Below are 24146 nucleotides of genomic sequence, written 5' to 3' on the forward strand. Positions count from 1 at the left end.
GCCCCGACCCATATGCCGGAGGGAGCTGGGTGCTGCAGTGCTGTCCAGCCCGCATCGGGCTGTCGTTCAACCATCACGGCCAAAACTCACGAATTCAAGGCCTTTCACCCTCAAGGACGCCAAGACCGCGTCTTCGTTGCACGAGTTCACGAAGAATCCAGCTGGTGTTATCGGATCGAGACCTCCAGGTCACGCAACCAGGCCGCCACTGCCGCCGGGGTGGGGTGCTCGGCCAGCTGCGCGGCCAGCGACTTCGCGGACGCCCGGTAGGCCGGGTCGGCGAGCACCGTCTGGACCGCGTCGAGGATTCCGTCGCTCGAGTCGACCGCGATCCCGGCTTCCGCGGCCTGAATCTGCGCGGCTACTTCGAAATGATCAGTCGCCAGCGGCAAAACCACGAGCGGGACCCCGTGCGCGAGCGCGCCGAGAACGGTCGCCGAACCGCCGTGACAGACCACCGCGTCGACGGCGGGCAGCACCTGCGTCTGCGGCACGAACTGCTCGATCCGCACGTGGTCCGGTTGCTCGCCGAACCGGCCGACGTCGCCGTCCTTGCCGATCGTCACCACGACGTTCACCGGCTCGTCGCGCAGCGCGGCCACCATTGCTTCCAGCACACCGGGGCGCGCGTTGTGGGTGGTGCCGAGGGTGACGTAGACGGTCCGGGCATACGGCAGTCCGTCCAGAACCGCCGGGCGCGGGCCGGGCGTGGGCATTACGCCAGCGGGCTGGAGCGGCCAGCGCGTCGGGTACTCCCACGCGACGTCAGCCGGGAGCAATCCCTCCGGCCAGAAGTCCAGGTACGGCACGGCGTCGCGGGACGGCAACTCGTCGAGTCCTCGCTGGCGGACCAGGCCGTTCGCGACCTCCCAGGCCCGCTCCATCGTCGCGGCGGACTTCGGCGGGCCGATCGCGTGCATCGCGTACGGCACGCCGAGCAAGCCCGCGGCCAGCACGGCCGCGCGTTCGGCGAGGTTGGCGATGACGAGATCCGGCCGCCACTCGCGGACGAACTCGACCATGTCGTCGAGCCGCGCGGCCGCGCCGAGCCCGACCAGGTACTCGGCGACCAGGTGGGAGAGCCGCTCGTCCGGGGTCATCCCGGCCATCTCCTCGCGAGCCCGCTGCCACGTCGACGCCGCCGCGGCGGGATCGTTCGGCCGCCCCACCGACACCGCGCGCAGGCCGGTGTTTTCCAGGTACCGCACGGCTTCCGGACCGGTCACGAACGCGACCTCGTCCCCGCTTTCCTGTGCTGCGTGCGCGAGCGGAAGCATCGGCGCGAGATGGCTGTACCCGGCTCCGGAGGAGAACATCAGCCGCATCGCGCGAGCGTACTGACTGACCCGATCGGGCGTGACCAAGACGACCGCAAAATTACTGGTACCTCCGTACCAATTTCGTCATACTAGTACGCGTGTCCCAGTCTGCCCGCTCCGAAGGCCGCACCACGCTCGCCGACTACCGCGCCGCGCTGACCGCCCCTGGTTCGCGCGGCCCGGTGATCGCGTCGATCCTCGCCCGGCTCCCGATCGCGATGATCGGCATTTCCGCGCTCCTGTACGTGCAGCGCGAAACCGGCTCGTTCGCCGCGGCCGGACTGGTCTCGGCGACTTCGCTGGCCGGGGTCTCGGTGGGCGCGGTCGTGCAGGGCAGGCTGATCGACCAGTTCGGACCGAGCCGTCCGCTGCTGGTCGTCGCCGCCGTGTTCGCGCTGTCGATGGCTTCGCTCGCGGTCGCGATCGAGGCTCATCTGCCGACGTTCGTGCTGATCCCGCTGGCCGCCGCGACCGGGCTTGCGGAGCCGATGGTGGGCTCCGCGTCGCGGGCGCTGTGGACGAAAATCCTGCCGGAAGGACCGGCGCGCAACGCCGCGCTGTCCTACGAGGCGATCAGCATGGAGGTGTTCTTCATCCTCGGCCCCGGCATCGCGGGCCTGCTGATCACCGCACCGTGGGCGGGCACCGGCATGGTCGTCGGTTCGATCACGATGGTCACCGGCGCGGTGCTGTTCGCGCTGAACCCGACCGTGCGCGCGTGGGGTCCGGCCCCGAAGGCGAAGACGCCGCTGCTCGGCGCGCTGGCCAGCCCCGGAATGCGGACGCTCGCCGTGGCCGCGCTCGGTTTCGGCGTGGTGATCGGTTTCGTGGAGGTCGCCGTGCCCGCCGCCGCGACCGAATCCGGCCACCCTTCGCTCAGCGGACTGCTGCTGTCCGCGTGGTCGTTGAGTTCGGTGGCGTTCGGGGTGGCCTACAGCCTGCACCCCTGGCCGCGCCGGCTCGGCCTGCGCCTGCCGGTTCTGCTCGGCGGTTTCGGTGCTTTGGTCGCCCTGCTGGCGCTTCCGTCGAGCCTATGGGCCTTGGCGCTGCTGATGCTGCTGGCCGGCGCGATGATCACCCCGCAGTCGACGACCCATTCCGCGGCCATCGAGGTCGTCGCGCCGCGCGGCACCGCGGCCGAGGCCTTCGGGTGGGTCCTCACGGCGGTGACGCTGGGACTCGCGGCAGGCCAGTCGGCGAGCGGCTACCTGGTCGAGCATTCCGGGACAGCTTCGGCGTTCCTGGCTGCCGGGGCGGCTGGTGTCGCGCTGGCCGTGGTGGTGTGGCTGATGCGGGGGACCGTGCGGGCTGCTTCGCCGGTGGTTGCTGATCTTGTTGGGGCGGCGAACTAGGGGCCTCCGCTCCTTGCTTCTTGGCACGACCGCGCTTCTCGCCACCACCGCCGGTGGCCGGTCTGCTCCCTGCCGTTTGCCGCCACCGCCCGCGCGCGCCCGCTCGGCTCTCTGCCGTCTGCCACCACCGCCCGCGTCCACTTCGCTCCCTGCCTCTCGCTACCACCCCCCGTCTCCGCTCGACTCCCTGCCTTTTGCCACCACCGCCCGTGTCCATTTGCCGGCGTTTTCCCAGTTCAGCTGCCGCAGTCGCCGTTTTTGTCGGTGGTCGTCGCTACTTTGCGTGGCATGGATCTCACTTCCTTCGTCCGACCGCTAGCAGCCGCCGTGACCGCCGCCGCCCGCCTCCTCTCAAAGCAAGCCCGCCTGCGCCTGCGGGCCAACGCTGACGGCCTCGTCGTGTCCGGCAACGATCGCGACCTGGCCGTCCAGCTGTCCTGCCCCGCGACCACGCACCTCGACGGCGAAGTCGTAGTCCCAGCAGCGCCTTTCGCCGAAACGGTCCGCATGCTGGACGTCGACCAGGTCCGCTTGGTCGTGGAAGGAACCCGCCTCGCGATCCGGACAGACAGCGCCCGGTTCGCCCTGCCCCTGCTGGACCGCGACCTGCTCCACGATCCGTCCCCGCCACCCTTACTGTCCAAAGTAGACGGTTTGGCCTTGGAAGCGGCCTTGCGCACCGTCGCGGGCACCGCCGCGAAGGACGACCCGCTCCCGGTCTTCACCGGCGTACGAGTGCAGTCCATCGGCGGCGAACTCTGCCTGACTGCTTGCGACCGCTACCGCATGGCCGTAGCCCGTCTGCCGCTGCGAGAAGTCCGGGACCCCATCGACGTCCTGGTCCCAGCGACCCTCCTGACCGAAGCCGCCCGCCACGGCTCCGGCGCCATGGGACTGCACGCCGATGACCGCCACTTCGCCCTGAGCTGGCCCGGCGGCACGGTCACCACCGCGGTCCTGGACGCGGGCTTCCTGTCCGCGGACTCCATCCCGTCCAATGCGATCGACACGGAGGTCGAGGTAAGCGCCGACGAGCTGGCCGCCGCCATCCGCCGAGTCGGCGTCTACTCCGAAGACCGCCGAGTCCTGACCCTGGAAGTCGGCGACGCCCACCTCCGCCTGGCCAGCGCCCGGCAAGACACCGGAGAAGCAGAAGAACACCTGAAAGCAAACGTTTGCGGCGGCCGGACGTCCCCGTCCTTCCACGCCCGCTATCTGCTGGACGCTCTCGCCCCGTTCTCCGGAGAACGAGTCCGCCTGGCAATCCAGCCAGGGTTGCGGGCGTGCGTCCTGACCCCGGCCGACGAGGACGGACGGGAGGTGGCCTTGATGTACTACTTGATGCCAATGCTGCGCCGGTGACCAGTGCCAAGCGAACGCGGCGGCGAGGCAAGGTCGACGGCCAACTAGCGCATGCCGTTGCCAACTCGCGGCGGCTTGGCCGGGGTTGCGGGGAAGGCAGCGCGCGGCTGCCACCCTTCGCGGCTGCCACCCTTCGCGACGGCCGACCTCGAGCCTGCCGCTGAGCGGGTACCTCGCGGCCCGCACCCGTCGTCTGAGCGCGCCCGTTACCAGGCAACTCCCGGGCTTGCGGGCGGGAAAGCGCCCTCGCCAAGCCCGGGAAGGGCCGTCCTCAGGCAGCCGTCTCCGCTGCCACCGCGGCCTTGACCTCGTCGAACGTCGGGTTCACCAGCGCGGTCGACCCCACGATCACCGTGGGCACCGTTTCGTTGCCGTTCGCTACCTCGCGCACTCGCTCGGCCGCGCCCGGTTCCTCCCAGATGTTGATCTCCCGAACCGGCAAGCCGCTTTCCAGCAGCGGGCGGCGCAGGGCTGAGCAGAAGCCGCAGCCTGGGCGCCAGTAGAACTCGACCTCGACGTCGCTCATTGTCCGTCCTCCGATGAAGCCCGTAGATACTCCAGTTGTGCGCGCACGCTCGCCTCGGCCGGGGCCCACAGCGCGCGGTCGACGTCGGCGTAGACGACCTCGACCACCTGCCGCGGCGTCGCGTTTTCGCCGAGCGTTCGCAAGGCGGAACGCACCTGGTCCAGGCGCTGTTCCCGGTGCGCCAAATACTCCTGCGCGGTCGCGGGCAGATCCGGCAGTTCCGGGCCGTGGCCGGGGAGGCCGGGAGTGCCGTCCGGGAGCGCGATCAGTTTGCGCAGCGAGCGCAGGTAGTCGCCCAGGTCGTGCAGCACCGTCGTGCCTCGGCCGAGGATGGTGTCTCCGGTCAGGATCTGGCCGCCGACCAGCAGGGACACCGAATCGTCGGTGTGGCCGGGGGTGTGCAGGACGCGGAAGTCCAGGCCGCCCGCGCTGAAGACGTCACCGTCGGCGAAGGGGGGTGCGTCGATGCAAAGGGAAGCGTCGAAGGCCCGGACCGGGGCACCGGTTTTCGAGGCGAACCACGGTGCGCCTTCGGCGTGGTCCGGGTGGTGGTGCGTGAGCAGGATCAGCTCGACCGGACCGACCGCGGCGAGTTTTTCCAGGTGTTCCAGGTCGTGGTAGCCGGGGTCGACGACCACGGCGCCGGCGGCGTCACCACCGCGCAGCACCCAGGTGTTGGTGCCCTCCAACGTCATCGTCGACGGGTTGTTCTCCAACAGCACCGACGCGGTTTCGGAAACACGGCGCAGCACGCCGTAAGCAGGAGCGGTCACTCAGGACTCCGAAGTATCGAGGACAACGCGGATGTTCTCGCCGTCCCGGACGAGGGTCGGCACGGTCTTCACGATCTCGCGCGGCTCCGCGAGCACCGCGTCGGCCTCGGAAAACTCGGCGAGTTCGACGAGGGTCAGCCAGGTCGGCGGCATCAGCGTGCGACGGCCTTCGCGCGCGTCCGCGACTGCCTCGGCGGGCGGCTGCCAACCAGCGGCGGCCGCTTCGGACGTCGCGCCGTCCGCGCGCTGGCCTTCGGGCAGCTTCGCGACGAAGAAGCGGGTGTCGTATCGACGCTGTTCCTGCGGCGGCGTGACCCAGTGCGCGTACGGGTGCAGCAGGTCCGCGCGCAACGTGAGCCCGGCGTCCGCGAGAAAGCCAGCGAGCGATATTTCCCTTGATTCCAAGGCTTTTCGCGCTTCGTGATACGGCGCGACGTCGGCGACCACCGAGTCCTCGGTCCCGGCCAGCAGCACACCGGACTCCTCGAACGTCTCGCGCACCGCCGCGCACACGAGCGCGCGGGCGAGGCTTTCGTCGCAGGTGAACTGCTCGGCCCACCACGACGGCGGCGGCCCGGCCCATGCCACCGAGGCATCGGCGTCGCGCGGATCCACCCCGCCGCCAGGAAACACAGTCATCCCGCCGGCGAACGCCATGCCCATGACGCGGTGCTGGAGGAAGACCTCCACGCCGCTCGGAGCGTCCCGCAGCAGGATCACCGTGGCGGCGTCCTTCGGGGTCGCCGGCGGGCCATCCGCGTTGTCCCGGATCGCGATGCCGGGACGGGCGGGGATGTCGAAAACGAATTCACGCGGCCGTTCCACCCGGGCAACATACCTCGCAATCCGTACGCGTCGCGGATTACTTGTGTCACCTCGCGACAGTCCGGGAGAGGGACCTACACAGACTCAGGATGGCCCTCACCGACCGCGGCCCGAGCCAGCCCAAAGCCCCGCGTCCGGTCGCCCGAACGCCGTGAAGGGCTCCTTGAGGGAATCAGATTCCCTCAAGGAGCCCTTCACGGAACACCACAGTGGCGTCAGGACCAGTGCTGATCCCCGCCGGAACGGGACGCGCCGTTGAGCCGCAACCGGGCGGCCTCGGCACGTTCGCGTTCGGCCAGTTCCTCGTGCAGCTCGCGCAGCAGGGCGCGGTCGCGTTCGGACAGGCTCGGGTCGTCCAGATCCAGCGCGGGCAGCTCGACCACCTCGTGCATGCTCGGCTTGCCCGCGGCGATCTCGCGCCCCTTCTCCGGGTCCTCGGCCAGCGCGCGCCGCAGCTGCGCCACCTCGGACGGAGTCAGGTCCGACGTGCGCTCGGCACGCGTCTCCGACCCGGCCGTCCGCGGACGCTCCGCGGCGGCGGGCTCAGCCGCCGGCTCCGGCATCGAGACCGGCTGGGCGGGCACGGCCTGCACGATCGGCACCACGGGCGCGACCGGGACCACCGGCTCGGCGGCGGCGACCGGTTCCGGTTCGGGCTGCCGGTGCCCGTGCCGGCTCGGCGCTTCCGAGGCCGGTTCGGGAACCGGGGCCGAAGCGGGCGCCGGGGCGCTGCGCTGCGGGGTCGGTTCCGGCCGGTAGTCCGGGGCGGAATGCGTGCTGCCGGTGACCCACACCGGGCTCGCGACAGCGCCCGCGGCCTGGTGGTAGTCCGACTGCGGGATCCCCGGGCCGCTCACCTCGACGACCGAGCGGATGCCCGCCCGGCGCAGCGCGGTGTCGACGCGGAACGCGACCGCGGGCGGGTTGCCCTCCGGGCCCAGTTCGACCAGCACGACCCGCTGCGGAAGCGCGCCCGGCACGCTGCCCGCCGGGGTGTTGCGCCACACCGCGTGCACGGAACGCACGTCGGGCAGTACCTGCAGGGTGCGGTCGAGCGCCTCGGCGAGGCCGAACTCGGGCTGGTTGTCGCCGGTGAACCGGTGCGTGTGCATCGGCTCGTGGTCGGTGACCAGCAGGTCGTTGGCGAGCGTCGCGTCCGACCGGCTCATCTCGAGCACCAGCGCCAGTTCGCGCTGTTCGGCCTCGCTCACCGCGATCCGGCCCGCGATCAACGTTCCGGTGGTGAGTTCCACCGCCTCGTCGATGTGGGCCCGGGCGATCAGTTCGCGCGCTTCGGTGAGCGCGCTGTCGTCGATGCGGCCCGCCAGGGCCAGCAACAAGTTATGCAGGCGCAGGGGCACCGAGAACCCGTCCATCGGGCCGTCGTGAACCTCCACCATGGCTCTGCTCCTCCCAGCTCGCCTGGCGGCAACGAGCGTTAAGCGGCGACAAGTCGATGACCGGCTCCCGCGGCGCCTACGCAGACCAGCTCGGACTCGGCGAGCGCGGCCCGGTGGTACCCGGGAAGGTCGAAGCGCGGCGGGATGACCTCGACGCTGGGTTCCTCGTCCCCCATGACCCGCAGCACCCGCTGCAGTTCACCGGTGAGCCGGGGCTGTCCCGCGGTCGCCGTCACCAGCAGGACTCGCTTCGCCCCGCCCTCACTGGCCGCACCGAGGCGCCGCCAGCTCTGCCGTACTTCCCCCACATCCGCGCGTCCACGCAACGTCGCGTGGAGCAAGACGGACACAGAGTCGACGGAGTTCACCCATTCGGGCGCACTCTGCGTGAATGTGTACCTGGTCTCGGTGACGTCGTCTACCCCCAGGGTGGAACTCACCTGGTGCCAGTCGGCGCCGTGCGGGATCAGACCGGCCACGAGCAGGCGGTACTCCGCCTGGTCCAAATCGATCCTGTGCTTGAGCAAAGACCTCGGCAGGGTCCGCGCGAGCGTCCCCATCGCGCCTTCGCCGAGCCAGTCGCGGAAGCGCCACAACAGCTGGTCCGGCAGGCGGCCGGCGAGCCGCAGCAGGAGTTCGTGCAGGGACTGTTCGATGTCGGGGTCCATCACTTCACCTCCACGATCAGTTCGACCTCCACCGGCGACGCGATCGGAAGCTCCGCGACGCCGACGGCCGACCGGGCGTGCACCCCGGCGTCGCCGAAGATCTCGCCGAGGAGTTCGGACGCCCCGTTCACGACCGCGGGCTGGCCGGTGAAGCCCTCCGCGGAGGCGACGAAACCGACCACCTTGACAATCCGGACAACAGAGTCGATGCCGACGAGGGCGTGCACCGCGGCGAGCGCGTTGAGCGTCGCCGTGCGGGCGTGGCCCTTGGCTTCCTCCGGGCTGACCTCGCCGCCGACCTTGCCGGTCGCGGCGAGCGAGCCGTCGACGAACGGCAGCTGGCCGGAGGTGTAGACGTGCGAGCCGGTGCGCACGGCCGGCACGTACGCGGCCAGCGGTGCGGCGACTCCGGGCAGTTCGATGCCGAGCTCGGCGAGCCGGTCGCTCCAGGTCAACGCCGCCCCCTCAGCTCTTCGGCCGCTTCAGGTACGCGACGTGCTGTTCGCCGCTCGGGTTGGGCAGCACGGTCACCAGCTCCCAGCCGTCCTCGCCCCACTGGTCGAGAATCTGCTTAGTAGCGTGGATCAGCAGCGGGACGGTGGCGTACTCCCATTTGGTCGCACTCATGACTCGGGAGCGTAACCAAGCGGGCAAGGCCCCTCCGGACCGCCGCCGCCGAAAGCCCGTCACCCGTCCAGGGGAGCGCCTGGCCGGACCGGACGAGTGTGGGTCACTTCACATTCGATCGTCGCTCGCTAGCGTGGGCGCGTGGAGACCTGGCGGATCGTCGCGACCGTGCTGCTCGCCGCGGCCGGGGTGCCGCTCGTGCTGGCCGTGATGGCCAAGACGCGGGACCGGATCGACAGTTCGGGCCAGGTGGCGATCGCCGGCGCGGTCACCCTCACCGGGCTGCTCGTGGTGGCAGTGCTCACGCTGACCGTGCTGCCGCCCCTGGTGACCTGGATCGTCGTCGCGGCGGTCGCCGCTGCGGTCAGCGTCATGATGCTGGCCAGCTGAGCACCGGTTTAGTGTTGAGCATGTGACCACACCCTCCGCCGGCTGGACCGACGAGCTCGCCAGGGCCCGGCTGCACTTCGTCACCGGCAAGGGCGGAACCGGCAAGACCACGCTCGCCGCGGCGCTGGGTCTCGCGCTCGCCGCGGGCGGCCGCCGGGTGCTCTTGATCGAGGTCGAGGGCCGCCAGGGCATCGCACAGCTCTTCGACACCGAACCGCTGCCGTACGCGGAACAGCGGATCGCGTCGGTCCCCGGCGGCGGCGAACTGCGCGCGCTGCACATCGACGTCGAAGCGGCGCTGCTCGAGTACTTCGAGATGTTCTACAACCTCGGTTTCGCCGGGCGGACGCTGCGCCGGATGGGGGCGATCGAGTTCGCCACCACGCTCGCGCCGGGCCTTCGCGACGTGCTGCTCACCGGGAAGATCAAGGAATGCGTCGGCCGCACGGAGTCCGACGGCCGGCACACCTACGACGCGGTCGTGGTCGACGCGCCGCCGACCGGGCGCGTCGTGAAGTTCCTCGACGTCACCAAGGCTCTCACCGACCTCGCCAAGACCGGCCCGATCCGCGGCCAGGCCGACGGCGTCGTCCGGTTGCTGCATTCCGGCGAGACCGCCGTGCACCTCACCACGCTGCTGGAGGAGATGCCGGTGCGAGAGACCGTCGAAGCGGTGGCTGAGCTCGACGGAGCCGACCTGCGGCCGGGTGCGGTGCTGGTGAACCGGGTCCGCCCGCCGCGGCTGCCCGCGCGGTCGGTGACCGCGGCCGCCGACGGCCGGGTGGACGCCGACCGGGTGCGCTCCGGCCTCGCCTCGGCCGGGCTGAACCTGCCCGAGGCGACGCTCGACGCGCTGGTCGAGGAGACCGTCGAGCACGCCGTCCGCGTCGCCGCCGAACAGCGGGCCCGCGAACAGCTCGCCGAGGCCGACCTGCCGACGCTGGAGCTGCCGGACCTGACCGACGGCATCGACGTCGCCGCGCTCTACGAACTCGCCGAAACGCTGCAGGAACAGGGGGTGCGCTGATGCCCGCCGACCCGACGCTCGACGTGGACGCCCTCCTCGACGACCCGGCCAGCCGCGTGATCGTGTGCTGCGGTTCCGGCGGCGTCGGCAAGACCACCACCGCGGCGGCGCTCGCGCTGCGGGCCGCCGAACGCGGCAGGCAGACCGTGGTCCTCACGATCGACCCGGCGCGCCGGCTCGCGCAGGCGCTCGGACTGCGCGAACTGGGCAATCACCCGAGGCAGGTCCAGGTCGACGGCTTCGAGCCCAAGGGCGAACTCTGGGCGATGATGCTCGACATGCGCCGCACGTTCGACGACATGGTGCGCGTGCACGCGGGCCCGGAACGGGCCGAGCAGCTGCTGCAGAACCCCTTCTACCAGACCATTTCCACGTCGTTCTCCGGCACGCAGGAGTACATGGCGATGGAAAAGCTCGGCCAACTCGCGGCGACCGACGAATGGGATCTGATCATCGTCGACACCCCGCCGAGCCGGTCCGCGCTCGACTTCCTCGACGCGCCGACCCGGCTGTCCACCGCGCTCGACGGCCGGATGATCCGCCTGCTCACCGGTCCGGCGAAGGCCGGCGGCTGGGGTCTGCGCAAGGTGGTCAGCGCCGGGTTCTCGATGTTCGCGAAGGCCGTCTCGACGATCATCGGCGGCCAGCTGCTGGCCGACGCGTCCGCGTTCATGCAGGCCTTCGACAGCATGTTCGGCGGCTTCCGCGAACGCGCGCGCAAAACCGCCGAGCTGCTGCGGTCGTCGGGCACCTCGTTCCTCGTGGTGGCCGCGCCGGAGCCGGACGCGCTGCGCGAGGCGTCCTACTTCGTGGAGCGCCTGGCCGGAGAGTCCATGCCGCTGGCCGGCTTGGTCGCCAACCGGACGCATCCGGTGCTCGCGCCGCTGTCCGCGACCGAAGCGCTGACCGCCGCGGAGTCGGTGCAGAACGCGCCGCTCGCCGAGGCCGTGCTTCGGCTGCACGCCGACCGGGTCGCGCTGGCCGAGCGGGAAAACCGCCTGCTGGCGCGTTTCACCCGCGCGCATCCCGAAGTGCCGTTGACCCGGGTGCCCGCGCTCGCCGGCGACGTGCACGACCTCGAAGGCCTGCGCGACATCGGAGCGAAGCTGGCGTCGTGAGCGGCTGCGCCGGAGCACAGCCGCTCACGCGCGGGTTCAGCCCGCCGCGGCGGCGGCCAGCGCGTCCCGCTTGGCCGCTTCGAGCAGGTCAGTCCAGCTGGTCACGTCCGGACGACGGCGCAGCAGGGCACGCCGTTCCCGTTCCGTCATCCCGCCCCAGACCCCGAAATTGATCCGGCCGTCGAGCGCCTCGGCGAGGCATTCGGTACGGACCGGGCACCCCATGCACACGGCTTTCGCCCTGTTCTGTTCCGCGCCTCGCACGAACAACCCGTCGGGATCGGCGTCCCGGCACGAGGCGTCGATCCGCCAGCCAACCTGATTGGTTTGCATACCCCCAGCTCCCTCATCTGGTGTATGGCACCAGCGAAGGCGAAGCTCCCGCTCCCACCCCCGCGAGCGTTTCCCACTGCGCCGCACGTCGGTGACGGCACCTCCCCGGTGCCGCTGCCGCCGTCCGGACCAGCCAGGCTCCCACCCGGGCTGCTCCGTCTGTCGGCATCTACGTGAGACGTTGACGGACTGTAGGGTCCCTCGGTTCCCTCCGTCGAGACCTAGCATGCATTCCGTTACCTGAGGTCACGACACGGGGTCCCGTTATCGCTCGTCAGAGGGGCGCGCGGGCGTGAGGTCACAAAGGCGACACGGGCCTTCAGTACCCTGGCTTTCGTGCGCAAAACGGATGGTCTTTTCAAGCTCCTCGGCCTGTGCCTGCTGGCAGGGGTGCTGGTCGCCGGGATCATGTTCCCGGTGGTGGGCGCCGCGGGGGTCGTGTCCAACCAGGCGAGCGAGACGGTCGACAAGACGTCTTCCGACCTCGCCGACATCCCGCCGCCGCTGGTGACGACGATCACCGACTCCGGCGGGAAGCCGATCGCGACGCTCTACGACCAGTACCGCATCCCGGTCCGCCCCGACCAGATCAACCCGGCGCTGAAGTGGGCGCTGCTGTCGGCGGAGGACAAGGCGTTCTACGAGCACCACGGGGTGAACTGGGGCCGGACGCTGCGCGCCGCCGTCTCCAACACCGCGGGCGGGGACACGCAGGGCGCCTCGACGATCACGCAGCAGTACGTGAAGAACTACCTGATCAACGTCGTCTACCGGAACGACAAGAACGGCCAGGCGAAAGCGCAGGAGCAGTCGCTGTCGCGCAAGCTCAAGGAAGCCCGGATCGCGATCAACCTCGAGACGAAGCTCTCGAAGGACCAGATCCTGGCCGGTTATCTCAACATCGTGGAATTCTCCCGGAAGATCTACGGGGTCGGAGCGGCCGCGCACGCCTACTTCAACACCACGCCGGAGAACCTGACCGTCCCGCAGGCCGCGCTGCTCGCCGGCATCGTGAACAACCCGATCGTGCTCGACCCGTGGAACCACCCGGACAAGGCGACGAAACGGCGCAACCTGGTGCTCGACCGGATGGTCAGCAACCAGAAACTGGCGAAGGCGGACGCGGAGAAATTCAAGGCCGAGCCGCTCGGCGTCACGCCCGACACTCCCTCGAAGCCCCCGTCCAACTGCACCGGGGCCGGTCCCGAGAACGGCTTCTTCTGCCAATACGTCGAGGACTATCTGATCAAGTCCGGGATGTCGAAGGACCAGCTCTACACCGGCGGCTACACGATCAAGACCACGCTGGACGAAAAGGCCAACCACGAGGCGAAGGTCTCGGCCGAAACCCAGGTGAGCAAAACCCAGAAGAACGTCGCGAACACGCTTTCGCTGATCCGGCCGGGCAAGGACCGGCACGAAGTGGTGGCGCTCGCGGCGAACCGGGACTACGGCATCGACGCGGATCAAGGGCAGACGACCTACGCGCTCCCGTCCGGCGTGTTCAACACCGGCGGCGCGGGGTCGAGCTACAAGATCTTCACCACCGCGGCGGTGCTGAACCAGCACATCGCCGGGATCTACAGCAACATCCCGGTCGGCAACAGCTACGTCTCGCACGTGTTCACCGGCAGCCAGCCGCACTGTCCGCCGACCGGCGCGCCGAACACGCGCTGGTACTGCGTGGGCAACGCGTCCGATTCCTACCCCGAATCGGCTTCGCTGCAGATGGCACTGGCGACGTCGCCGAACACCGCGTTCGTGGCGCTGGAGGACAAGCTCGGCAGCACCGGGCCCGCCATCGACATGGCGACGAAGCTCGGTATGCGCGAGACCATGGCGAGCAACCCCGGCGGCGGCAAGGTCGACCCGAAGTCGACCGAGTCGAGCAAGAACCAGACCCAGGCCCAGGCTTACGGGCCCAAGGGCAAGTACCCGGGCACCGGTGCGTTCACGCTCGGCTTCAGCCCGACGAGCGGCCTGGAACTGGCGAACGTCGCCGCGACCATCCTGAGCGGCGGCAAATGGTGCCCGCCGACGCCGCTGGCCTCGGTGACCGACCGCGACGGAAAGCCGGTGCCGGTCAAGGAAGCGGCTTGCGAGCAGGTTGTGCCGGAAGGCCTCGCGAACACCATGGCGGTCGGCATGAGCAAGGACGACCAGCCCGGCGGCACGTCCGCCAAGGCCGCGGAAGCGGTCGGCTGGAACCGCCCGCTGGTGGGCAAGACGGGTACGACGCAGAACAACGGCTCGGCGACCTTCGTGGCCGGAACCCCGCAGATGGCCGGTGCGGCCATGGTGTTCCGTCCCGAAGGCGGCAGCGGCGGTCTTTGCTACAACGGCGTCGGCGACGTGTCCACCTGCGGCTCCGGAAACATGTTCGGTGGCAAGACACCGGCGCAGACGTGGTTCGGTGCGATGAAGAACATCATGGACGGCCAGCCGGTCGTGCCACTGCCGCCGGAGGATCCGGCGTACACCAACTGAATCCGGTGAAAACGGGACGGGAGACGCGACCTCCCGTCCCGTTTCACTTGTCCCGTCACCCTTTATCCGACGCCACGGAAGCGCCGCCACGACAGAGATAAATCCCGTCGGCAGGCTCCGCATCTCCGTCGGACTGGTCCAATCCAATCCAACGACGCCCGGTGCGGGCTGTCGCGAGAACGCCGTGGAGACCTTCGCCCTGCGCCATCCGGCACCGGCCACAGCGGACGACCCGATCGAACACGTATCCTCGACCCTGTGAGCACGCTCGGTAACTCCAGTCCGCCCGGGGGCACCGCGAAGCGGTGGGCCGCGGGGACCATCGCCCTCGGGGCCGCCACCCTCGGTTACGCCGTCGGCATCGAACGCCGTCGCTACACCCTGCGGACCGTCGAATTGCCCGTGCTCGCGCCCGGCACGCCGCCGTTCACCATCCTGCACGTCTCCGACCTGCACATGCTTCCCGGGCACCAGGCCAAACAGCGCTGGGTCGCCGCGCTCGACGAGCTCGACCCGGACCTCGTCGTCAACACCGGCGACAACCTGTCCCACCGCACCGCAGTCCCCTCCGTGCTCCGCGCGCTCGGACCGCTGCTGGACCGGCCCGGGCTGTTCGTCTTCGGCAGCAACGACTACTACGCGCCCAAACCCAAAAACCCCGCGCGCTACCTCATGCCCCGCGGCAAAAAGAAGCGCATCCACGGCACCCAGCTGCCCTGGCGCGACCTCCGCGCCGCCTTCCTCGAACACGGCTGGGTCGACCTCACCCACGTCCGCCGCACCATCGACGTCGGCGGCCGCGCCGTCTTCGCCGCCGGAGTCGACGACCCCCACCTCCACCGCGACCGCTACTCCGACATCGCCGGACCCGCCGACACCGCCGCGGCCGTCCGCATCGGCGTCACCCACTCCCCCGAACCCCGCGTCCTCGACACCTTCGCCACCGACGGCTACGACCTCGTCCTCGCCGGCCACACCCACGGCGGACAGCTCCGCATCCCCGGCTACGGCGCCATCATCACCAACTGCGAACTCGACCGCAGCCGCGCCCGCGGCGCCTCCCGCTGGGGAGCCCGCATGTGGCTCCACGTCTCCGCCGGACTCGGCACCTCCCCCTACGCCCCCGCCCGCTTCGCCTGCCCGCCCGAAGCGAGCCTATTGACGCTGGTCCCGCGCGGATCCGGCACCTCCGACCCCCGCAAACCAGCCCCGCGTAAAGCCGCGAAACCCGTCCGCTAGACTTACTCCCGACCCGCTAAGCAGTACCTCGGGGTGTGGCGCAGCTTGGTAGCGTGCCTCGTTCGGGTCGAGGAGGTCGTGGGTTCAAATCCCGCCACCCCGACTGGTGAGTGAGGGCTCTCTGTCTGCAAAAAGCGCAGACTGGGAGCCCTCACTTCGTTATTTCCTCTGGGGGTCGGACCCCCAGGCCCCCGCCAGGGGGCTCGCCCCCTGGACCCCCGAAGGTGCATCGGTTGCGGTTGGGCGTCGTGTGGCCCTGCGCCTCCGAAGGTGCATCGGCTGCGGTTGTCGTGGTCGTGCGGCCTTGACCCCTCGGCAGGTGCGGCGGTTAGCGGGTGGCGGTTAGTTCTTGCCAGCATTGGTGGAAGTCGCCGATGGCGGGGGATTTCGTCCAGGACCAGGCGGAGCGGGCGGCTGAGGTTAGTTGGTCGTGGTCTTTGGTCAGGGGTTGCGACAGGGCGGTGGCCAGGCGGGACTCCACGTAGGTGGCCAGGGCTCGGTAGGTCAGATCTTCTCGGTAGCGCGTGCGTTCGGTGATGTTCGTGAAGCCCGCGGCGGCTAGTTTCGCGGCGATTGTGCGGCCGCTGAAAGGGTCGCCGCCGCAGGCGCGGCGCAGGAGATAGTGGCCGCGCAGGGCGGCGTCTACGTTCGCGGTTCTTGGGCGGATTTTGGCTCTGCTCCAGTCTGAGGTGGAGATTGCCAGATGGCCGCCCGGGCGGAGGACTCGGCGGATTTCGGCTAGCGCGGCGGCGGGGTTTGTCAGGTGTTCGAAGAGGGCGTGGGAGAAGACTGTGTCTATTGAGGCGGTTTTGAACGGCAGGGCGTAGGCGGTTGCCGTTAGGTAGTCCACTGTGGACGTCGTGGCTAGTAACGGGTGGTGGATGTCTACGCCGATTACGTGACAGGCGGGGGCCAGGGTCGCGGTGATGGAGCCTTGGCCGCAGCCTAGGTCCAGGACGCGGGAGCCTGGGGTGAAGAGCGGTTGGGCGAACGCGGCGCGGTCACTCGCTGTGCGTGTGTTCATCATCGACAGCGCGTCTTGGGCATAGCCCGGCGCGTAACCCTCCAGCACCCCGCACAGAGTACGGGTGAGAGGTGGCAGGATCGAGGGGTGAGCACGCAGTCAGGCAACCAAAATCCGCCCGCGGTGGTCCCGGACCGCCTGTTCGACGACCCCGAAGCCGAAAAGCGCTGGCTGGCGCGGTTCCACGCGCCCCGCATCTCGGTGCCCGAATGGGCCCGCGACGCCCCGGACGCCAACGTGTACGTCTCCAACGGCAGCGGCGTATGGGAGGTTTACGCGTGGGACCGGGCCACCGACAGTCACCGACGCGTCACCAACCGGCCCAACGGCACCCTGCACGCCACGCCCTCGCCCGACGGGACCGCCATCTGGTGGTTCGACGACACCGACGGCGACGAGTTCGGATCCTGGCGCAGCCAGCCGTTCGACGGCGACAGCTCCGCAGCCGTCAAAGCACTGCCCGATATTCACGACGGATACCCGGCCGGCCTCGAGATCGGCCATCGAGTCATCGCGGCCGGCGTTTCGACCGACGACGGCAGCGAGCTGTTCGCGAAAATCGACGGCGAAACCACGCGGTTTTACCAGCACGCGGACGACGCCGGCATCGCGTCGATGTCCCGCGACGAAAGCCTGCTCGCCATTTCCCATTCCGAACACGGCGATTCCCGGCACCCGGCGTTGCGAGTGCTGTCCACCGACGGGTTCACCACCGTCGCGGAGAAGTGGGACGGCGAAGGAAAAGGCTTGCAGGCGCTGGAATTCTCGCCGCTGCCCGGCGACCAGCGCCTCCTCGTCCTGCACGAGCGCCGCGGTCGCGAAGAACTGCTGGTGTGGGACGTGCAGGCGGACACCGAGACCGAACTGCTGATTGATCTGCCCGGCGAGGTCGTCGCGGACTGGTATCCGGACGCCCGCGCTTTGCTCGTCGTGCACTTCCACGAGGCACGCAGTTCGTTGTACCGCTACGACCTCGACACCGGCGAACTGTCCGCTGTGGACACTCCGGCCGGACGGATCGGCGGCGCGGGCGTGCGGCCGGACGGCACCATCGAGTACTCGTGGTCCAGCGCCGCGGAGCCGGCTGCGGTCCGAGCCCGCGCGGCGGACGGCACGGACTCCGTGCTGCTGACGCCGCCGGGCGAGCGCGCACCCGGTTCGTCGCCGGTCACCGACGCGTTCGTCGAGGGCGTCGGCGGCCGGATCCACGCGCTGGTTTCCCGGCCCGAGAACGCGCCCGAAGGCCCGTTGCCGACGGTGTTCTCCCTGCACGGCGGCCCGCACGCGGCCGACGAGGACCGGTTCTCCGCCTACCGCGCGACGTGGCTGGACGCCGGATTCGCCGTGGTCGAGGTGAACTACCGCGGCTCCACCGGCTACGGCTCGGCGTGGCGGGACGCCATCGAAGGCCGACCGGGCCTGACGGAACTGGAAGACGTCGCGGCGGTCCACGACTGGGCAGTCGAAAGTGGACTGTCCGATAAGGACAAGTGCGTCGTGAACGGCGCTTCGTGGGGCGGCTATTTGACGCTGCTGGCGCTGGGCACCCAGCCGACCCGATGGGCCGCTGGGGTCGCGGGCGTTCCGGTGGCCGACTACGTGGCCGCGTACGAGGACGAGATGGAACAGCTGCGCTCGTTCGACCGCGCCCTGTTCGGCGGCTCTCCGGAGGACGTACCGGCGGTGTACCGCGAATGCTCGCCGCTGACGTACGTGGACGCGGTCGCCGCCCCGGTGCTGATCCTGGCCGGCGACAACGACCCGCGATGCCCGATCCGGCAGATCGAGAACTACCTGGACCGCCTTGCCAAGCGCAACGCGCCGCACGAGTTCTACCGCTACGACGCGGGGCACGGCTCGCTGGTGATCGCGGAGACGATCAAGCAGACGTCCATCGAGGTGTACTTCGCTCTGCGGGCTTTGGGAATGCGCTGAGGGTTCGGGCCGTCCAGGGGGTTCCTGGACGGCCCGGCTCACAGCCCGCGCTTAGCGCCCTTCAACCGCGCCACCGCGGCCTCGTCGCCCTCAAACTCCACCTGCACCGCATCGCGGCCGAAGACGAACAGCAGCAGTTCCACCGGCTCGCCCACCACCGTCACCACCGGCGCACCCGACTTCACCGAGGCCGACTTGCCGTCGGGGGTCCGGAGCACCACTCCGACCGGGGACTTGCGCAGGTTCAGCTGCGCCGTCCGCGTCGCCAGCCGCCAGGCCGCACCGTCTCGGGACGGGTCGGCGGGCCGTGGCGTCCACTCCGGTTGGGCTCGGCGGACATCCTCGTGGTGCACCAGGAACTCCGCACCGTTCGCCGCCTCGTCCACCGGGCCGAACGACGTCGGCCAGAAGCGGGACGGGCCGCGGCGGACCGTCGCTACCAGCTCGTCCCACGCGCGCGCCGCGACGCCGTCTTGCACCTTCTGCGTGTGCCCGGCGAGGGCGGGCACCACGATGCCCGGCATCGCGTCCGGCCGATGCTCCCGCACGACCAGGTGCGCGGCCAGATCCCGCGTCTGCCAGCCCTCGCACAGGGTCGGGGCGTCCGGGCCGAGCTGCTCGAAGAGGTCGCTCAGCGCTTGGCGTTCGTCTTTGGCAAGGCCCATGTCTAGGGACAGTACTGCGTGGCGAAGCCACTCCGTTGAGGGCGGCGGAGGGGAGGAAGGCGGAGTACTCGCCAGTTAGTGGTGGAATGCCGTCGATGTGGCCGGGTCGTGTTGCGGGGAGGGCTGGCGGTTCAGCTCCGGCAGGATCCGCTTCAGGTCGGCGAGCAGCAGGTCGGCCAGGTCGTGCGTGAACCCGTTGCGGACGACGATGCGCAGCACTGCCAGGTCGGTGCGGTTGTCCGGGAACGTGTACGCGGGCACGAGCCAGCCGCGTTCGCGGAGGCGGCGGGACACGTCGAAGACATCGAACGAACTGACGTCCGACCGGGTGGTGAAGGCGAATACCGGCAGCTGGTCGCCGCGGGTGAGCAACTCGAACGGCTCCAGCTTGGAGATCTCGTCGGCCAAGTACGTCGCCACGTCGCGCGAAGCTTGTTGCACCACCCGGAAACCTTCGCGGCCCAGCCGGACGAAGGTGTAGTACTGCGCGGCGACTTCCGAGCCGGGGCGGGAGAAGTTGAGCGCGAAGGTCGGCATGTCGCCGCCGAGGTAGTTGACGTTGAACACCAGCTCTTCCGGCAGCGCCGCCTTGTCGCGCCAGACCACCCAGCCGACGCCGGGGTACACGAGGCCGTATTTGTGCCCGGAGGTGTTGATCGACGCGACGCGCGGCAGCCGGAAGTCCCATTCCAGGTCCTCGTCGAGGAACGGGGCGATCATCGCGCCGGACGCGCCGTCGACGTGCACCGGGATGTCCCAGCCGGTCCGCTCCTGCAGCGCGTCGAGGGCGGCCGCGATCTCGGCGACCGGCTCGTAGCTGCCGTCGAAGGTCGAACCGAGGATCGCGACGACGCCGATGGTGTTCTCGTCGCAGAGCTTCACCGCTTCTTCCGCGGACAGGTGGTACCGGTCGCCCTCCATCGGCACCAGGCGCGGTTCGACTTCCCAGTATTCGCAGAATTTTTCCCAGCAGACCTGGACGTTGATGCCCATCACCAGGTTCGGCTTCCCGCTGCGGCCCAGCTTCGCCCAGCGCCGCTTCAACGCCATGCCGGCGAGCATGCAGGCCTCGGACGAGCCGGTGGTCGAGCAGCCCATGATGTTCGCGGGATCCGGGGCGTGCCACAGATCGGCGAGGATGTTGACGCAGCGCCGCTCGAGTTCCGCGGTCTGCGGGTACTCGTCCTTGTCGATCATGTTCTTGTCGACGCATTCGGCCATCAGCTCGCGCGCCTGCGGCTCCATCCACGTCGTGACGAACGTGGCGAGGTTGAGCCGCGCGTTGCCGTCGAGCATCAGCTCGTCGCGCACCAGCTGCAGTGCCGTGTCCGGCGGCAGCGAATCGTCCCGCAGCCGGTCGCGCGGCATCGTGAAGTTCGCGGCGAGCGCCGGATTGCTCCCCGCGTACAACGGATTCGTGCCGGTCTTCCGGTCTGCCCGATCTTGTTTCCCCTGATGCAGCACCATGTCAGCGAACCTACTGCCGGGCGGCCGGAACGACCACCGGATGCGGAAAAGCCGTCCGCGGCGAGGCGGACGGCTTTTCTTCCCCGGAAGCGGATCAGGCCTGCTGCGCCTGCCACATCCAGTGCGCCTCTTCCAGCGCGCGGGTGATCTCGATCAGCAGATCCTGCGTCACGAGGTCGCTCTTGTCGGTCTCGTCGATGCGCTTGCGGAGCCGCTCGATCAGGGCCGCGAGGGTGTCGACGATCGCGGCGATGGTCGATTCGACGGACTGCCAGTTGTCCGGGTACTCCGGCGCACCGGAGGTCGCCACCACGGTCTTCGCCTTGCCGTTGGGCGAAATCCCGATGGCGGCGGCGCGCTCGGCCACCTCGTCGACGTACTGCCGCGCGGTCGACACCAGCTCGTCGAGCTGCAGGTGCGCGCTGCGGAAGTTCTGTCCCACGACGTTCCAGTGCGCCTGCTTCGCGATCAGCGAGAGGTCGATCAGGTCGGCCAGCGTCGCCTGCAGCGCGTTGCCGGTGATCTCCTTGTCCGCGTCGGAAAGCGGGCTCTTGATGGGGGAAGTGGTCATCTCGGGTGTCCCTCCTCGGTCTTGATCCAGACGGTGCCTAATCAGACGGTGGTGGTCAGCTCCACCTCGATGTTGCCGCGCGTCGCGTTGGAGTACGGGCAGACCTGGTGCGCCTGCTCGACCAGCTGGTCGGCGTCGGCCTTCGCCAACCCGGGCAGCGACACGTCGAGCCGCACGCCGAGCTGGAATCCGACGTCCTTCTTGAACACGCTGACCGAACCGGTCACCGTCGCGGCCGGCAGCGCGACCTTCGCCTGCCGGGCCACGGCCTGCAGCGCGCTCAGGAAGCACGCGGAGTAGCCCGCGGCGAACAGCTGCTCCGGATTCGTTTTGTCCCCGCCGGGACCGCCCATTTCCTTGGGGATCGCCAGCGACTCGTCCAGCACGCCGTCCGAGGACGTCACGTCGCCGTTGCGGCCTTCTCCTCGCGCGGTCGCGACAGCGGTGTAGATCGGCTCGGCCATGCGGGTTACCTCCTCATCGGGACGCCTCCGGAGTCAGCGTCTCAATGAGTTCAACGCCCCGCATCCGCGGAACAGTGCCCCGGCATGGCAGTCATCACCCCGGGAATAACCGGGATCCGAGGAGGCGAAACGTCAGTGTGCGCGAAGCAACGCGTGCTCCGCGACCTGCTGTCCGATCAGCCGCAACGTGCGGACGCTCTTCTCGTCCGACGCGCCGCCGCCCTCGTCGAATTTCGTCTCGGCGGAGTTGATCGAACCACCCAACGGGGTGGACCAGCCGCGCAGCGCGTGCGTGATCGTGCGGAGCTGTTCGAGCGTGGTGACCGCGGCCTGCCAGCCGTACGCGACGGCGGCGAGACCCACCGCGCGGCCGTCGAGGTACGGGCGGGTGTCCTCGCGAAGGTCTTCGACGTAGTCCAGGGCGTTCTTGACCAGCCCGGACAGCCCGCCGTGGTAGCCCGGCGAGACGACGATGAGCCCGTCCGCCTGGCGGATGCCCTCGATGAGCTTCCGCGCGCGTTCGTTCCGCTCCGGGATGGCGGTGTCGTAGAACGGCAGGACCAGCTCGGGACCCGGGATCAGCTCGGTCACGACGCCGCGTTCTTCGGCGGCGGCGAGCGCGATGCGCAACGCGCGCTCGGATTGCGAGCCCTCTCGCAGCGAGCCGCCGATACCCAGCACCTTGACGCTTTTGGCGGAAGTCACAGGTCGAGGCTAACCCCTCGACCTAACTAGAGGACCAGGATCTGAGACGGAGGCTTGGGTCACACACCGACTGGACCAACGTACCTACTGGCAAGTAACCTCGGCGCATCGGCGTTCGAGGAGGAACGATGGCCATTCCGCTGCAGATCCGCGCCCAGGCTGCCGCCGCGCAGTTGTTGTTCTGGCTGCCCCGGCCAGCGCGCAGGCTGATCGCCGGAGCGCCGCTGCGGCTCGACGGCCAGGAGCTCGCGCTCGACGCCCAGCTGCTGCTGAAGCTGCAGAAACTCTCCGGCGCCTCGCTGGTCAACGGGTCGGTCGAGCGGTCCCGAGCGCTGCTGGAAGCGAGCCAGCACCTGGTGAACGGCAAGCGGATCAACCCGGTCGCGACCCGGGACGTGGCCATTCCGTCCGGCGACGCGTCCCTCGAAGCCACTCTCTACACGCCCGCCGGGCTGCCGGAGCCGTCGCCGCTGCTGGTGTTCTTCCACGGCGGCGGATGGGTCATCGGCAGCCGGGCCACGCACGACAACGCCGCGCGCTACCTCGCGAAGCACGCGGGGGTGCGGGTGCTGTCGGTCGAGTACCGGCTCGCGCCGGAAAGCCCGTTCCCCGGGCCGGTGGAGGACGCGCTGGCCGCGTTCGACTACGCGTACGCCAAGGCGGCCGACCTCGGCGCGGACCCGGACCGGATCGCGGTGGGCGGCGACAGCGCGGGCGGCAACCTGTCCGCCGTCGTCGCGCTGGAGGCGACGCGGCGCGGCGGCCCGGCGCCCGCGTTCCAGCTGTTGATCTACCCGGCGGTCGACTTCACCACGCGCCGCCGGTCTCGCCAGTTGTTCGGCGAAGACCTCTTCCTCACCGACGAGGCGATGGTGTGGTTCGAGGGCCATTACGCGCCCGAAGGCATCGACAAGGCCGACCCGCGGATGTCGCCGTTGCTCGCGTCTGACCACAGTGGACTCCCGCCGGCCTACATCGTGACCGCGGGCTTCGACCCGCTGCGCGACGAAGGCGAGGCGTACGCGGAAAAACTGCGTGCCGCGGGGGTACCGGTGGCGCTCAGCCGACAGTCCGACCTGATCCACGGATTCCTCAACTTCGCCGGGGTCGGGACGCGGTTCCGGGAGGCGATCGCCGAGATGGCCGGTGCTCTGCGGGTGGGACTCGCCAAGCGGTCGTGAGCGGCAATGCCGGTGAGCACCGGCGTGCGCACTCACGAGCCCGGACATGGAACGGAGCCTGGCGCGGCGAACCGCACCAGGCTCCGGGCCTTCCCCCTCCCGTTCAGGCCGCTCAGGTACCCGGCACTGCCGCCGGGGCGGGCAGCGGCGGCGTCGGCAACGGCGGCACCGGAAGCGGCGGCACCGGAAGCCCGCCGAGGAGGCCGCCCAGAATGCCGGTCACCGCGGCGAGCAGGGCCTTGACCAGGTCGCTCACGATCTTCAGCGGTCCGGGCAGGTCCGGCAGCGACGGGATCGGCACTGGAAGCGGCGGCAGTTGCCGCGGCGTCGCCTTCGGGTTGCTGACGAGCCGGCTGGATTCGTCCGCGCGGAGCTTCGCCGCCGACGAGAGCTGCTGGGTTTCGGATTGGACCTGGTAGCGCTTGCCCGCCGCGATGTCCGCGAGCACCGGGCTGAGCCGGTCGAGGTCTGCCCTCGTCTTCGCGACATCGCCCGCGTACGCCACCTTGGTCAGGTCGTCACGCATTTGCAGCACCTGCGCGGCGACGGCCTGAGTGGCCGAGGAGCCCTTGCCGCCCGCCGGGCTCGCGGAGGCCATCCCCGAGGTGCCGACGGCCAGCAGACTGCCCGCGGCGACCACAGCGATGATCCGCCCGATCTTGCCTTTCATTCTTTACCTCCCTGGCCT

The 24146-nt window shown here is 69.8% G+C and carries 25 protein-coding genes and 1 tRNA gene; 10 read left to right on the plus strand and 16 right to left on the minus strand.

Going from position 1 to position 24146, the window contains the following annotated elements; translation table 11 throughout:
- Positions 1-167 precede the first annotated feature (167 nt).
- The gene (locus SSMG_RS36330) at positions 168-1325 is read right to left on the minus strand and encodes a glycosyltransferase (RefSeq protein WP_037716033.1); all 1158 of its coding nucleotides are present in this window, start codon (positions 1323-1325) and stop codon (positions 168-170) included.
- 92 nt (positions 1326-1417) lie between these two features.
- Between SSMG_RS36330 and SSMG_RS36335 the strand changes: the two genes are divergently transcribed.
- Positions 1418-2671, plus strand: a complete 1254-nt coding sequence (locus tag SSMG_RS36335) for an MFS transporter (protein WP_037716036.1) — start codon at positions 1418-1420, stop codon at positions 2669-2671.
- Between the two features lie 288 nt (positions 2672-2959).
- Positions 2960-4033, plus strand: a complete 1074-nt coding sequence (gene dnaN / locus SSMG_RS36340; protein ID WP_037716038.1) for a DNA polymerase III subunit beta — start codon at positions 2960-2962, stop codon at positions 4031-4033.
- Positions 4034-4304: 271 nt separating this feature from the next.
- Here the strand turns inward: dnaN and SSMG_RS36345 are convergent, their stop codons facing one another.
- From SSMG_RS36345 to SSMG_RS44515, 7 genes are all read right to left on the minus strand, one after another.
- Complete coding sequence (locus SSMG_RS36345; RefSeq protein WP_037716041.1) at positions 4305-4559, minus strand: glutaredoxin domain-containing protein; 255 nt, start codon at positions 4557-4559, stop codon at positions 4305-4307.
- Positions 4556-5254, minus strand: a complete 699-nt coding sequence (locus tag SSMG_RS36350; RefSeq protein ID WP_199786417.1) for an MBL fold metallo-hydrolase — start codon at positions 5252-5254, stop codon at positions 4556-4558. Before SSMG_RS36350 ends, SSMG_RS36345 begins: the two co-directional genes overlap by 4 nt.
- Before the next feature lie 78 nt (positions 5255-5332).
- The gene (locus SSMG_RS36355; RefSeq protein WP_009084475.1) at positions 5333-6157 is read right to left on the minus strand and encodes an NUDIX domain-containing protein; all 825 of its coding nucleotides are present in this window, start codon (positions 6155-6157) and stop codon (positions 5333-5335) included.
- Positions 6158-6372: 215 nt separating this feature from the next.
- Positions 6373-7557, minus strand: coding sequence for a hypothetical protein (locus SSMG_RS36360; RefSeq protein ID WP_009084477.1), 1185 nt, complete (start codon positions 7555-7557; stop codon positions 6373-6375).
- 38 nt (positions 7558-7595) lie between these two features.
- Entirely contained in the window at positions 7596-8225 is a 630-nt protein-coding gene (locus SSMG_RS36365; protein ID WP_037361427.1) for a hypothetical protein, read from the minus strand.
- On the minus strand, positions 8225-8680 hold the full coding sequence (locus SSMG_RS36370) for a RidA family protein (protein WP_009084481.1): 456 nt from the start codon (positions 8678-8680) through the stop codon (positions 8225-8227). The genes SSMG_RS36365 and SSMG_RS36370 overlap by 1 nt, the downstream gene beginning before the upstream one ends.
- Positions 8681-8690: 10 nt before the next feature.
- The gene (locus SSMG_RS44515; protein WP_020664158.1) at positions 8691-8852 is read right to left on the minus strand and encodes a DUF4177 domain-containing protein; all 162 of its coding nucleotides are present in this window, start codon (positions 8850-8852) and stop codon (positions 8691-8693) included.
- A 141-nt stretch (positions 8853-8993) separates the two neighbouring features.
- Between SSMG_RS44515 and SSMG_RS36375 the strand changes: the two genes are divergently transcribed.
- The 3 genes from SSMG_RS36375 to SSMG_RS36385 are packed head-to-tail and all read left to right on the plus strand — an operon-like array spanning position 8994 to position 11387.
- Entirely contained in the window at positions 8994-9242 is a 249-nt protein-coding gene (locus SSMG_RS36375) for a hypothetical protein (RefSeq protein ID WP_009084485.1), read from the plus strand.
- Positions 9243-9264: 22 nt separating this feature from the next.
- Positions 9265-10269, plus strand: a complete 1005-nt coding sequence (locus SSMG_RS36380) for an ArsA-related P-loop ATPase (RefSeq protein WP_009084487.1) — start codon at positions 9265-9267, stop codon at positions 10267-10269.
- Entirely contained in the window at positions 10269-11387 is a 1119-nt protein-coding gene (locus SSMG_RS36385) for an ArsA family ATPase (RefSeq protein WP_009084488.1), read from the plus strand. The genes SSMG_RS36380 and SSMG_RS36385 overlap by 1 nt, the downstream gene beginning before the upstream one ends.
- Positions 11388-11423: 36 nt before the next feature.
- Here SSMG_RS36385 and SSMG_RS36390 read toward each other — a convergent pair whose 3' ends face one another.
- Positions 11424-11720, minus strand: coding sequence for a WhiB family transcriptional regulator (locus SSMG_RS36390; RefSeq protein ID WP_037716044.1), 297 nt, complete (start codon positions 11718-11720; stop codon positions 11424-11426).
- A 336-nt stretch (positions 11721-12056) separates the two neighbouring features.
- Between SSMG_RS36390 and SSMG_RS36395 the strand changes: the two genes are divergently transcribed.
- The 3 genes from SSMG_RS36395 to SSMG_RS36405 all read left to right on the plus strand — a co-directional run bounded on the left by SSMG_RS36395 (position 12057) and on the right by SSMG_RS36405 (position 15549).
- Complete coding sequence (locus SSMG_RS36395; protein WP_037716046.1) at positions 12057-14207, plus strand: transglycosylase domain-containing protein; 2151 nt, start codon at positions 12057-12059, stop codon at positions 14205-14207.
- Positions 14208-14465: 258 nt separating this feature from the next.
- On the plus strand, positions 14466-15446 hold the full coding sequence (locus tag SSMG_RS36400; RefSeq protein ID WP_009084493.1) for a metallophosphoesterase: 981 nt from the start codon (positions 14466-14468) through the stop codon (positions 15444-15446).
- A 29-nt stretch (positions 15447-15475) separates the two neighbouring features.
- A tRNA-Pro gene (locus SSMG_RS36405) sits at positions 15476-15549 on the plus strand.
- A 225-nt stretch (positions 15550-15774) separates the two neighbouring features.
- Here SSMG_RS36405 and SSMG_RS36410 read toward each other — a convergent pair.
- Complete coding sequence (locus SSMG_RS36410; RefSeq protein ID WP_037716047.1) at positions 15775-16518, minus strand: methyltransferase domain-containing protein; 744 nt, start codon at positions 16516-16518, stop codon at positions 15775-15777.
- A 39-nt stretch (positions 16519-16557) separates the two neighbouring features.
- On the opposite strand from SSMG_RS36410, the gene SSMG_RS36415 reads away from it, so the two are divergent.
- Positions 16558-18405 carry a prolyl oligopeptidase family serine peptidase gene (locus SSMG_RS36415; RefSeq protein ID WP_037716049.1) on the plus strand — a complete coding sequence of 616 codons (1848 nt, stop codon included), beginning with the start codon at positions 16558-16560 and terminating at the stop codon, positions 18403-18405.
- A 38-nt stretch (positions 18406-18443) separates the two neighbouring features.
- On the opposite strand, the gene SSMG_RS36420 is transcribed toward SSMG_RS36415, so the two are convergent.
- From SSMG_RS36420 to SSMG_RS36440, 5 genes are all read right to left on the minus strand, one after another.
- Positions 18444-19070: a TIGR03085 family metal-binding protein gene (locus SSMG_RS36420; protein WP_009084499.1), complete on the minus strand. Its 627-nt coding sequence runs from the start codon at positions 19068-19070 to the stop codon at positions 18444-18446.
- Positions 19071-19145: 75 nt separating this feature from the next.
- Positions 19146-20537 carry a glutamate decarboxylase gene (locus tag SSMG_RS36425; protein WP_009084501.1) on the minus strand — a complete coding sequence of 464 codons (1392 nt, stop codon included), beginning with the start codon at positions 20535-20537 and terminating at the stop codon, positions 19146-19148.
- Positions 20538-20631: 94 nt separating this feature from the next.
- The gene (locus SSMG_RS36430; protein ID WP_009084503.1) at positions 20632-21108 is read right to left on the minus strand and encodes a Dps family protein; all 477 of its coding nucleotides are present in this window, start codon (positions 21106-21108) and stop codon (positions 20632-20634) included.
- A 41-nt stretch (positions 21109-21149) separates the two neighbouring features.
- The gene (locus SSMG_RS36435) at positions 21150-21572 is read right to left on the minus strand and encodes an organic hydroperoxide resistance protein (protein ID WP_009084505.1); all 423 of its coding nucleotides are present in this window, start codon (positions 21570-21572) and stop codon (positions 21150-21152) included.
- Between the two features lie 132 nt (positions 21573-21704).
- On the minus strand, positions 21705-22277 hold the full coding sequence (locus tag SSMG_RS36440; protein ID WP_199786085.1) for an NADPH-dependent FMN reductase: 573 nt from the start codon (positions 22275-22277) through the stop codon (positions 21705-21707).
- A gap of 128 nt (positions 22278-22405) precedes the next feature.
- On the opposite strand from SSMG_RS36440, the gene SSMG_RS36445 reads away from it, so the two are divergent.
- Positions 22406-23458, plus strand: coding sequence for an alpha/beta hydrolase (locus SSMG_RS36445; protein ID WP_009084510.1), 1053 nt, complete (start codon positions 22406-22408; stop codon positions 23456-23458).
- A 112-nt stretch (positions 23459-23570) separates the two neighbouring features.
- Here SSMG_RS36445 and SSMG_RS36450 read toward each other — a convergent pair whose 3' ends face one another.
- Positions 23571-24128: a hypothetical protein gene (locus tag SSMG_RS36450; RefSeq protein WP_009084512.1), complete on the minus strand. Its 558-nt coding sequence runs from the start codon at positions 24126-24128 to the stop codon at positions 23571-23573.
- Positions 24129-24146: the final 18 nt, after the last annotated feature.

This window comes from Streptomyces sp. AA4 (assembly GCF_000158875.1).
In the GTDB taxonomy this organism is placed as follows: domain Bacteria; phylum Actinomycetota; class Actinomycetes; order Mycobacteriales; family Pseudonocardiaceae; genus Amycolatopsis.